Consider the following 11,369-nt stretch of genomic DNA (forward strand, 5'->3'; position numbering starts at 1 on the left):
CGCTTCGCCTGTGCTTCGACCGGTCGCGGCCGAGCCGATTATTTCGTAAGAAGGAAAACCGTTGTAGTGCTGCAACTGCGGCGAGCCGTAGGTCCAGTTCACCGTTGTGAACGCGGACAAGGGCACCATCGTTCCGCTTCGATTGCGTACGTAAACGGCTTTCACATCTTCAGGCGACATGCGGAACGGCGCATCGAGTTGCACGAGCACGCGCTGGACGCGATTCCCGTTGATGAAGTTGTTTACGTACGTCGATCCGAAACACGTCTGCAACGTGGAGTTGATCTCGGCTGGCGAAACACCCAGCGCGTTGGCCTTTTCCTCGTCCAGTTCAATCTTCAACTGCGCGGCGTCTTCCAGTCCCTGAACACGCACGCCGACGACGACGGGGTTCTTTCGCGCCATTTCCAGAAGCTGATTGCGCGCGGCCAGGAGCTTGTCATGACCGAGGCCGGCGAGATCCTGCAATTCAAGATCGAACCCGGTCGAGTTGCCCAACTCGTTGATCGCGGGCGGATTCAACGGAAATATGATTGCGTCCTTGATCTGAGAAAACTTTCCTGCGGCGCGCGCAATCACCGCCATCACCGTGTGTTCTTTGCCTTTGCGCCTGCCCCAGTCCTTGAGCCGCCCGAACGACAGTGCCGAGTTTTGTCCGCGCCCGTTGAAGCTGAATCCGGCGACCGTGATGAAACTTTCAATCTCCGGCTGCTTCAAAAAATAATCTTCGACCTGGTGCAGCACTACATCGGTGCGCGTTTTGGTCGCACCCACGGGCAGCTGAATGTTCGTGATGAAATAACCCTGGTCTTCCGCCGGCAAAAACGACGACGGCAGATTCACGTAGAGCAGGCAGACCGCGCCGATGATCAGCACATACGCAACCATGCAGGCCGGGCTGTGCTTCAGAATTCGACCCACGCCCGACTGGTAGCGCTTCGTGGACTTCGCGAACGCCCGGTTGAACCAGCCGAAAAATCCGCGCTTCTCGTGTTTGTGTCCTTTTGGGATCGGTTTCAACAGCGTCGCGCACAGCGCCGGCGTCAGCGACATAGCGAGAAAAACCGAAAACAACATTGACGAGACGAGCGACAACGAGAACTGGCGATAGATCGTCCCGACCGAGCCACTGAAAAATGCCATGGGAATGAACACCGCCGTGAGCACAAGCGTGATGCCGATGAGCGCGCCGGTGATTTGTTTCATCGCCTTGCGCGTCGCTTCAAGCGGCGAAAGCCCTTCCTCGGACATGATGCGCTCGACGTTTTCAACCACCACGATCGCGTCATCAACGAGAATGCCGATTGCCAGCACCATTCCGAACAGGGTCAGCACGTTGATGGAAAACCCGAATGCCAGCATCGCGGCAAACGTGCCGAGCAGCGCGACCGGCACGACGATGGTCGGAATGAGCGTGGCGCGGATGTTTTGCAGGAACACAAACATCACGAGAAAGACCAGCGCGATCGCTTCGAGCAGCGTCTTGAGCACTTCCTCGATCGAAATGCGCACAAACGCGGAGGTGTCGAGCGGATAATCGACGCGCACGCCCGGGGGGAAGAAGCGGGAAAGTTCCGCGACCTTGTTGCGAACGGCCTCGGCAGTGTTCAATGCGTTGGCGGTCGGCGACAGCTTGATGGCCACGGCGGCGGAAAGATGGCCGTTGACTCGCGCCTGAGTGCCGTAGTTTTCCGCGCCAAGCGTCACGCGCGCCACGTCCTTCAGCAGAACGCGGGAGCCATCCGGATTCGTGCGCAACAGAATATTTTCAAATTCGGGGACCGCGCGCAGTGTCGCGCGACCCTGCATGATGACGTTGAGTTGCTGTCCGTCAACCGCGGGTGTCGCGCCGATTTGCCCGACCGGCACCTGGGCGTTCTGGTTCTGAATCGCGTCCGTCACGTCCGCCGCGGTGAGATTAAGCTGTTCAGCTTGTCCGGGTTCAGCCATACGCGCATCGCGTATTGGGAGCCGAACATGTTCGCCTCACCGACGCCCGACACACGGCGGATTGGATCGAGCACGCTCGACGCAATGTAATTGCCCAGCGCCACTTCATCCATGCTGTCGTCCACGGTCGAGAGCGTGAAAAACATCATGAAATTGCGCGTGGCCTTTGCGACGACGACGCCCTGTTGCTGGACGGTTTGCGGCAAACTTGGCAACGCGAGCTGGACTTTGTTTTGCACCTGCACCTGCGCCGTGTCGGGATTCGTGCCTGGCAGGAAATAGAGCGTCACGGTCGCGAGTCCCGACGCATCGGTGCTCGACGACATGTAGAGCAGGTTGTCGATGCCGTTGAGTTGCTGCTCGATGACCGAGGTCACGGTTTCCTGCAATGTTTCAGCGGATGCGCCCGCGTAATTTGCGGAGACGGAAATCGACGGCGGCGCGACGGACGGATATTGCGCAACAGGCAGCTGCGTAATCGCCAGCGACCCGAGCACCATGATGAGAATGGAGACAACCCAGGCGAATACCGGCCGGTTGATGAAGAATTGGGCCATGACGCTCCCTTACTTCAAACTCTGCTGCGCGCCGGTTTCGGCCGGCGGATTGAAGGGCACCGGTTTCACGAGTGAACCGGGCGGCGCCTTTTGCGAGCCTTCGACCACGATTCGTTCACCGGCCTTAAGGCCGCGCGTTACGACGACCTTGTTTCCCACCTCGCCGTCCGTTTCCAGGGTTCGCACCTCAACTTTGTTTTCGACATTGACCACGAGCACGGTCGCAGCGCCGGTTGGCCCGCGCGTGATGGTTCGTTGCGGAACGGTCAGCGCGTTGGCCTTGACGCCCTCGACGATTTGCGCGCGCGCAAACATTCCGGGCATCAACAGGTTTTCCGGGTTGGGAAAATCCGCCCGCAGGGTAATCATGCCCGTCGTTGGATCGACCGAGATGTCCGAGAACAATAACTTGCCGGCGTGCCGATAAACCGTGCCGTCCTCGAGAATCAACGTCACGCGCGCCTCGCCGGGAGCGGCGCTTTCAAGCGTGCCGTTTTCGAGCGCGCGCTTCAGCCGCAGCACTTCCGTGCTCGACTGCGTGAAATCGAAATAAACCGGATCGAGCTGGCGAATCACCGCCAGTTGCGTTGCTTCCGTGGCGCTCACCAATGCCCCTTCAGTCACCAATGCCTTGCCGATCCGGCCGGATATCGGCGCCGTGACCTGCGTGTATCCGAGATTCAATTCCGCGGTCTGTACGGCGGCTTTGGCTGCGAGCACTTCCGCTTCATTCTGGCCGAAGGTCGCGACCGCCTGATCGTAAACCTGCTTGCTGATCGCATTGATCGGGACCAGTTCCTTGTAACGTCCGACGTTTGCCTTGGATTCATTCAACATGGCTTGCGCTCTCGCCAACGACGCCTTCGCGCTGTTCAGGCTGGCTTCCAAAGGCGCTGGATCGATCCGAAACAAGACCTGGCCCTCCTTGACGTTCGATCCTTCCTCGAACAATCGCTTCAGCAGAATTCCTGTCGCCCGCGCGCGCACCTGGGCGTCGCGCACGGAATTGATTCGCCCCGGCAACTCGGTCGTGCGCTGGACGCGCTCTGGCGTCACCGTTAACACCGAGACTTCAGGAGGCGGAGGTGCCGGGGGCGTGGCGCCTTGTTTGCATGCACTGAGAAGTGCGGCAAGTGACAATATGAAAACACAAAGCGACCTCTTTGAAACAATCGAATTCATATGCGTTGGAAAGGTCAGGCGGCTCGGAATCCCGCGGCCGCAAATGAAATGAGCTTTCGTGTTTGAGCTTCGAGACTGACATCCTTTACCCAGTCCGGACGAAACTTGTCCTTCGTCAGCAGCCAGTGATGGAGCGCGCCATAGGTGAATTTCATGCGCCAGAAAATGTCCGAGCGCGACAGGTGCGGCAGCGCGCGTTTGAGGGCGGCATGCATCCGCTCCGCCAGCGGTTCAAATTGCCTCTTCAAAAGCGCTTCAACTTCGGGACTCGGTTCAGCCAGGCAGCGACCAAACAGTTTTGAAAAGGCCGCTCCTTCTTTGGTCGCATCGAGGGAACACTGGACCGCCGGCCGAATGAACGCCCCGAGGACGGCTTCCAGCATTCGAGTTTTCCTGCCGGTCGCATTCTCCGCCGCGTCCAGCGCCGCGAGCCGCGCTTCATTGACCGGGACGACGCGCCGCTCGAAAACGGCGGCGATCAAGTCTTCCTTGCTCCCGAAATGATAGTTGATAGCAGCGAGATTGACATTCGCCTTGTCGGTGATGTCACGGATGGAAACCCGGTCAAGTCCCCGCTCGCCGAACAGCTCCTCCGCCACATCCAGGATGCGTGATCTGGTATTTCTCGATTCTTTCATACGCACGTTTCAAACGCTTGTATGAATCGTGCCCCAAGTCAACTTATCTCCGATTATTTTTTGCAAAACTTTTGCGAGCATGCCGCCATTGCCGGGTAATTCCCGTCACCCCTAGGTACGGCATCCAAAGGTCTCATGTTTGAATGTTTCAAGAGAACGCCAGAAAGTTGCCCATCGGCGAATTCTTGTTCAGAGGGCTGGCGTGTTATTTTGCCCGCGCCATTCCCCGGTTCGAATCCTGCCGGTGCCATTGCCTCAGTTTTCGCTCTTCGATTTCGAGACGCCGATTGAGGAGTGATGCGAGCCCGACTCGGTTCCATTTTTGCGCTTGAGCAGTTGCGTGTGCAGGTAGGTGTCGATGGGCGCCTGTTCCCACGCGGAGTACCACAGATCGCCCAGCATTTGTCCGGCCTTCGTCAACTGGTCGCCGAGAAATGCGCGCCCGGAAAGGCCGGCTTCTGTTTCCCCGCCGAATTTCCCCTCTTTCTCAAATTGGTAAAGCGGTTCGACCTGACGATTCTGTTGGACAATGAACTGCATCACTTCGGGGAAAATGTCGTCGTGGTGGGCTTTTGGATCATCCGGCCATACCATGCGCGCGGGGCGCAGGTGGCCCTGCAAATCAGCCACAATGAATATTCCCGTCCGATGGAAATAGCCCCCATCTATCCAGGCATGAAATGTCTTGTTTGTTGTATAACCGCGCGGATTGCGGTCAACCCAGCCGTTGAAATTGCGCGTCGTGTGGAGTGGTTGTCCGGCATCGCCGACGAAATGGCCCAGCGTACCCATGAAAAACAGCACGTTTTCGCGCGCGTTCGCGACTTCTTCCGGTTCTCCGGCCTCTTCAAATGTTTTCAGATAGGAAAAGGCCGACTTCAACTTCGCGTAATATTCGGTGATGGTCCACGGTAGAAAACCGATCAGCGCTCGAGTACGGTCGAAATCATTGGTCGAATTGATCGGCGGGAAAACGCGGGGATTGGCCGCCCGGATCAGCGCGAGTTGCGCGGTAAACTCGTAGCGAAAATGGCTCAATGCGGATGGCTTCAGCCGGTAAAGCGCCAGGTCCTCCAGATCGAAGAAGTGATCGGGAGAATTGAAATGTTTGAGTGGCAGATCGGATGTGTTTCGCCAGCGGTCCGGTTCGCCACTCAGGAAAGCGACGCGCTCGCGCGCTTCCGGTGTCTGGACGAAGGCAGGGAAATTGGTCGGCAGTGTGGCCAGGGCCAGTTGGTTCACAAAGCGATGCCCTTCGTAGTCCCAGGCGAAGCCGGCGACCGGGCAGAGGAAAAAAACGGCCATCGTTCCAATCGCCCGGGCAAAAAAAGAATTCATGATATCGCGTGTGCTCGCCGAAACAGTGATTCATTGACGGGCCGCCGCCAAAACGGCGCAAAGGCGCCGGCTGCGCAACGAACCGCTGTTGGTATAGCGGCAGAAAAAACCATTTCAAGCCGCGAGTTCATTGGTTGCATCAATTCGGCCGCCAAAAGGCACGTTAAATTCCTTCAAAGCAGAGGTGGTTTCACGCGGTGACGCGCATTCGAGACAGTGTTACAGGCGATCTCCTCCCACGATCTCCGTCCCTTGCGGCCAGGTTTCCTGCGGAACGAATCCGACCAGCTTTCTCGCTGGCTCCAGATCAAAATGGACGCGAAGGACGGGCCTGCTGGAAGCGTAAACAATCGCGAATCGAACGTCCGTCTTCGCTTCGACTGCGCAGGCGAAAAAGCGTCCGGCATCCCCGGGACTCAGATAGACGTCCTGCGCCCATGCGCTGGCGGCGATTTCCCGCACCTGTTCCGGAGTGCGAGGACACCAGCCGAGCCGGACAGCGATGACGCTCATGCCGTGTGTTTCGGCGTAGCCGCGTCCAATGGCTTCCAGAAACATCTTGGTGGCGGCATACCAGTAACGTGGACTGGGTGGATCTTCCACGCGGACGGGCAAGCTTCCCTCCGTCCGCTGCCACCAGTTCACCTGTCCGCTGCTGGCCAGGATGAGCCGGCGCACGCCCGCCAGGCGGGCCGCTTCCATCACGTGATACACGCCAACAATATTGTTCGGCAAAAGTTTCGACAGGAAATCGTCGTCGTCTGGTGTGGCCGCCAGATGAATCAAAGTTCCGGCCCCGTACGACGCGCGCTTCAAATCCTCCGCTATTGTGATGTCACCGACAACGCAATCACCCACGCCCGGCGTCCTGACGATGTCGAACCCCCTGACGGGCATTTTCCGCCGCTGCAATTCGGCGACGACGGCCCGGCCAATGCGGCCCGCCGAGCCAACGACAAGGACAGTGTGGTTGTTGTTCACGCGTCTGATGGGGTCGTGGCGACTTGATCGATTCCCAGCGGCTTCGTTGAAATGAATCTTGAAATGGGAACTGACATTTGAGGCGTTAGATTCCCTCCCCGAGCGCCACTGGCGCGTCGTGCGTCACGGCGACTTCAGGAGCCAGTTTTTCCCCTTCGCGCGCGAGCACGCGGTATTGTCGGATTTGAAAAGATACTTCCTTGCCGTCGTCGAGTCCCTGAAATGCGTATTCCTCCTTGGTCATGCGGGCGCGGACGATGAGTCCGCTCGGCAGCTCCAGTTCAACGCGAAGCATGATGCCAAGAAAGTACGTGTGTCGGAGCACGGCTTGATACCGAAAGGCTTTGAGGTCGGAGGAAATTTGCACGGCGTAGGGGCGGAAGCCGATGCGCAACCGCTGACCGTCGGGCAGGCCGTGGGATGGGAATTCAAGTTCATTCAAGGACGCGACGCCGTTGTACACATCCAGCTCCAGCACGTTCATGACGCCGATGAAACGGGCCACGAACTCATTAGCCGGCTGCTCGTAAACTTCGCGCGGCGTGCCGATCTGTTCGAGGTTGCCGCGAGAAAAGATCACGATACGGTTGGACACCTCCATCGCCTCTTCTTGATCGTGAGTCACGAAGAGCGTGGTGACATTCAACTCGTGGTGAAGTGTGACGAGCCATTCGCGGAGCTCCTGCCGGATTTTCGCATCCACCGCCCCGAACGGCTCGTCGAGCAGGAGCACCCCGGGCTTTGGCGCAAGCGCCCGGGCGATGGCAACGCGTTGACGCTGACCCCCGGAAAGCTGGTGCGGATAACGCCGTTCCAGTTCTTCAAGGCCGAACAACTCCAGCAACTCGCGGACGCGCGTCTTGATGTCCGCCCGTTTCCATTTTTTGATCTTGAGGCCGAAGGCGATGTTCTTGAACACATTCATGTTCTTGAACAGCGCGTAATTCTGGAAGACGAAGCCAATGTTGCGTTGTTGGACGGAGAGATCGTTGACGCGCTGGCCGCGAACATGGATGTCGCCCTCGGTCGGCATTTCCAGTCCGGCGATCATGCGGAGCACTGTTGTCTTGCCACCGCCGCTGGGGCCGAGCAGCGCCATCAGTTCGCCTTCCCTGACGGAAAAACTGACCGTGTTGACGGCAACCACGTTGCCGAATCGCTTGCTGACGTTCTTCAGTTCGATGCTCATGCCTCGGTGGGCGGTTCCATTTCCAGGCCTCAGCTTGAAGGTCGATGTTCGCCGGAGCGCTGGGCCAGTTCGTATTCGCGCCGGGTCCGCCATTCCAGGAACGTCTTGATCCCCAGCGTCAGCAGGGCAAGCAGCGCCAGCAGGCTCGCCACAGCGAAGGCTGCCGCGCCCTGGTATTCGTTGTAAAGTTTTTCGACGCGCAAGGGCATCGTGTCGGTTAAACCCGTAATGTGGCCGGACACGACCGAGACCGCGCCGAATTCACCCATGGCTCGAGCGTTACAAAGGATGATGCCGTAAATCAGCCCCCACTTCACCGAGGGCAGCGTCACATGCCAGAAGGTTTGCCAGCCGCTGGCGCCGAGGGTCAAGGCCGCCTGTTCCTGTTCTGCTCCCGCCGCCTGCATGACCGGGATCAATTCACGCGCCACGAACGGGAACGTGACGAACACCGTCGCAAGCACGATCCCGGGCACGGCGAAGATGATTTTGATGTCGTGCGAGTCGAGCCATTTACCGAAGTAGCCTTGCAGCCCAAACAGCAAAACGAACATCAATCCGGCGACGACCGGTGACACGGAAAACGGCAGGTCAATCAGCGTGGTGAGAAGGGACTTTCCGCGAAAATCAAACTTGGCGATCGCCCACGCCGCGGCCACGCCAAAAAACACGTTCAGCGGGACCGCGACGGCTGCGACGACGAGCGTCAGTCGAATCGCGGCCCACGAATCGGGCTCTGAGAGGGAGGTCCAGTAGGTTTGCAGGCCCTTGGCGAAAGCCTGCGCAAACACGTTGATCAGCGGCAGCAGCAAAAACACAAGCGAAAAGACAAGTGCAATCGTGATCAGTGCCCACTTGACGAAGGGTGGTTCCTCGGTGCCGCGTTGTGACTGGCTGCGGCCGGCGCGGCGCCGGATGAGTTCAGTGTCGGTGGAGGGCGGGCCGGACATGATCAGTTCTCGTAGCGGCTCGCCCAGTTTTCGAGCCAGTTGATGACGTAGAGCATCGCGAAAGAAATCGCCATTAACACAACGGCGAGAGCCACGGCTCCGGCGTAATCGTATTCCTCCAGACGCATGACGATCAGATACGGCGCGATTTCAGTCCTGAACGGCAGGTTGCCGGAGATGAACACGATCGACCCGTATTCGCCGACAGCCCGTGCGAAGGCCAGGGCGAAGCCCGTGATGATCGTGGGGAGCAGCGTTGGTGCGATGATGCTGTAAAAAGTACGGAGACGTCCGGCACCGAGAGTGGCGGCAGCTTCTTCAACTTCGCGTTCGAGGTTTTCGAGCACAGGCTGCAAGGTGCGGACCGCGAAAGGCATTCCGACGAACGTCAGGGCGATGATGACCCCCAGCGCGGTGAACGCGCCGTTGATACCAAGCGGCACGAGCCACCGCCCGAGCCAACCGTCGCTGGCGAAAAGACTGGCAAGGGTCAGCCCTGCGACGGCCGTCGGCAGAGCGAACGGAAAATCGACGAGTGCATCGATGAAGCGCTTACCGGGAAAATCGTAACGGACCAGCACCCAGGCAAGGACGGTCCCGAAAAAGGCATTGGCGAGTGCCGCAGCCAGCGAAGCGCCAAAAGTCAGCTTGTATGTCGCCAGCGCGCGGTCGGTGGTGGCCAGGCGCCAAAAGTCGGTCGGCGAAATCTCCAACGCTTTCAAGAACAGGCCTGCGATGGGTATGAGAATTATCGCGCTCAAATAAAACAGAGTGAAACCCATCGTCAGGCTGAATCCCGGCAGCGCGTTGAATTTTTGCTTTACCATGAGAGACGCAAGAATCCGCGTGAGACTACTTGAACTGGAGCGCGAGGTAAAAAGGTATTTCACGCGTCGCTGTAGCGCCCGGCAAGCAATGGCGCACGAGCATACGAGACAGTCCGGTTGGCCGAAAAGACCCCCTTACGGGAGTGCGCAGACCCGGAAATGGCTTCAGAAAACCCGATGGTTCCGCGGTTCCCGCCGGACATGATATCCGCGCAGGTTCGGTGCGAACGCAATCAGCTCCCGATATTCGGTGAGGATAGCCCACAGGAGTGGCGCGCGCGACCGCTCTTTGGTTGGATTCGGGAAGCATGGTCATGATCCGTTTACCTCTTGAAAATCCGGTCAAACACACCTCCGTTATTGAAGTGCGTTTTTTGCGCCTGTTGCCAACCACCGAAGACTTCGTCGACCGTGAACAGTTTGACCTCACGGAATACGTTTGCGTACTTTGACGCCACCCTCTGAATACGCGGGCGATAAAAGTGTCGGCCAGCGATATTCTGACCTTCGTCGGAATAGAGGTATTCCAAATAGGCTTTCGCGACGTCGCTCGTCCCATGTTTTCTGGCAACCTTGTCCACGACGGCGACCGGCGGTTCAGCCACGATACTTATCGGCGGAACGATGATCTCGAACTTGTCTGCGCCAAACTCCTTGATCGCGAGAAACGCCTCGTTCTCCCAGCCGACCAGCACGTCGCCAATCCCCCGTTGAACGAAAGTGGTTGTGGCCCCACGAGCGCCACTGTCGAGGACGGGAGCATTTTTGTAAAACCTGGTGATGTAGTCGGCCGCTTTTGTGTCGTCGCCGTTGTTTTTTTTCAATGCCTGGCCATAGGCGGCGAGATAAGTCCAGCGCGCTCCGCCAGACGTCTTCGGATTAGCGGGCACAACCGTCACGCCGGGTTTGACGAGATCCTCCCAGTCTCTGATGCCCTTGGGGTTACCTTTTCGCACCAAAAAGACGATCGTGGACGTATAAGGCGAACTATTGTCGGGCAGGAGCTTTTGCCAGTCTGTCGGCAGCAACTTCGCCTTTTCGGCGATGGCGTCGATGTCGTAAGCCAGAGCCAGGGTGACGACATCCGCCTGGAGGCCGTCGATGACCGACCGTGCTTGTTTGCCCGAGCCGCCGTGCGATTGCTGGATGATGACAGAGTCGCCGGTTTTGTCCTTCCAGTACTTTGAAAAGGCGGTGTTGAAATCCTGGTACAGTTCGCGCGTGGGGTCGTAGGAAACATTCAGGAGTTTGATCTCCCGGGCGAAGGAGCAGTTCAAGCAAAGCGCCAACACGGCGCCGAAGGCGGTGAACAATTTGATGGGATTCCTTTTTGTCATAGGTAGGTTCTTGCAATGATTCTAAAAAGCAAGCTGGACCCTGGTAAATAGAACATTTTCAGGTTGGCGAGTGATGATTGCGGGAGCAGTAGTGCCCGTACCACCGCCACCCGAAAACGTGGTGCGTGAGAAACTCGTCATCAGTCGGACGCTCCTGTTTAACGACCAGTCAACACCGATGGACCACGCGTCCGCCGATCGAGCCGAAGCGGTTGAGTCAGCGAACATCGGAAAGGCGGCCGGATCGATATTTAATTGCGCGTAGCGGGCAACCAGTTGAATCGCTCCCCAATGTCCAATGGACGGATCAAACGCGCGAGCGGGAGACACCCCTTTGAAGGAGGCATCTTCCCCGGTAAGAACCCAGGAAGCAGTGATTTGCCACGCCGTGGTTCTGAGAGGCGCCGTATTCAATGCATT

The 11,369-nt window shown here is 58.2% G+C and carries 9 protein-coding genes and 1 pseudogene; all 10 read right to left on the reverse strand.

All coding sequences use genetic code 11. The features are described from left to right. Positions 1-2,507: pseudogene (locus VN887_06310) on the reverse strand (efflux RND transporter permease subunit). 9 nt (positions 2,508-2,516) lie between these two features. Next, entirely contained in the window at positions 2,517-3,572 is a 1,056-nt protein-coding gene (locus VN887_06315; protein ID HXT39620.1) for an efflux RND transporter periplasmic adaptor subunit, read from the reverse strand. 131 nt (positions 3,573-3,703) lie between these two features. After that, a complete protein-coding gene (locus VN887_06320) occupies positions 3,704-4,327 on the reverse strand; it encodes a TetR family transcriptional regulator (protein HXT39621.1) in 624 nt (207 codons plus the stop codon). A gap of 255 nt (positions 4,328-4,582) precedes the next feature. After that, on the reverse strand, positions 4,583-5,665 hold the full coding sequence (locus tag VN887_06325) for a hypothetical protein (GenBank protein ID HXT39622.1): 1,083 nt from the start codon (positions 5,663-5,665) through the stop codon (positions 4,583-4,585). 219 nt (positions 5,666-5,884) lie between these two features. After that, on the reverse strand, positions 5,885-6,646 hold the full coding sequence (locus tag VN887_06330; protein HXT39623.1) for an NAD(P)-dependent oxidoreductase: 762 nt from the start codon (positions 6,644-6,646) through the stop codon (positions 5,885-5,887). Positions 6,647-6,731: 85 nt separating this feature from the next. Next, positions 6,732-7,835 carry an ABC transporter ATP-binding protein gene (locus VN887_06335; protein ID HXT39624.1) on the reverse strand — a complete coding sequence of 368 codons (1,104 nt, stop codon included), beginning with the start codon at positions 7,833-7,835 and terminating at the stop codon, positions 6,732-6,734. A gap of 29 nt (positions 7,836-7,864) precedes the next feature. Then, positions 7,865-8,785, reverse strand: a complete 921-nt coding sequence (gene cysW / locus VN887_06340) for a sulfate ABC transporter permease subunit CysW (GenBank protein HXT39625.1) — start codon at positions 8,783-8,785, stop codon at positions 7,865-7,867. 2 nt (positions 8,786-8,787) lie between these two features. After that, complete coding sequence (gene cysT / locus VN887_06345; GenBank protein ID HXT39626.1) at positions 8,788-9,612, reverse strand: sulfate ABC transporter permease subunit CysT; 825 nt, start codon at positions 9,610-9,612, stop codon at positions 8,788-8,790. A 323-nt stretch (positions 9,613-9,935) separates the two neighbouring features. Then, on the reverse strand, positions 9,936-10,949 hold the full coding sequence (locus VN887_06350) for a sulfate ABC transporter substrate-binding protein (protein ID HXT39627.1): 1,014 nt from the start codon (positions 10,947-10,949) through the stop codon (positions 9,936-9,938). Between the two features lie 21 nt (positions 10,950-10,970). Beyond that, a partial coding sequence (locus VN887_06355) for a porin (protein HXT39628.1) occupies positions 10,971-11,369 on the reverse strand: 399 nt, incomplete at its 5' end.

The sequence above is a fragment of the Candidatus Angelobacter sp. genome (assembly GCA_035607015.1).
Lineage (GTDB): Bacteria > Verrucomicrobiota > Verrucomicrobiia > Limisphaerales > AV2 > AV2.

Bases quoted from the DNA above. Each gene is read 5' to 3' on its own strand.
- VN887_06320 (HXT39621.1), bottom strand. From the start codon at position 4,327: ATGAAAGAATCGAGAAATACCAGATCACGCATCCTGGATGTGGCGGAG.
- VN887_06325 (HXT39622.1), bottom strand. From the start codon at position 5,665: ATGAATTCTTTTTTTGCCCGGGCGATTGGAACGATGGCCGTTTTTTTC.
- VN887_06335 (HXT39624.1), bottom strand. From the start codon at position 7,835: ATGAGCATCGAACTGAAGAACGTCAGCAAGCGATTCGGCAACGTGGTT.
- cysW (HXT39625.1), bottom strand. From the start codon at position 8,785: ATGTCCGGCCCGCCCTCCACCGACACTGAACTCATCCGGCGCCGCGCC.
- cysT (HXT39626.1), bottom strand. From the start codon at position 9,612: ATGGTAAAGCAAAAATTCAACGCGCTGCCGGGATTCAGCCTGACGATG.
- VN887_06350 (HXT39627.1), bottom strand. From the start codon at position 10,949: ATGACAAAAAGGAATCCCATCAAATTGTTCACCGCCTTCGGCGCCGTG.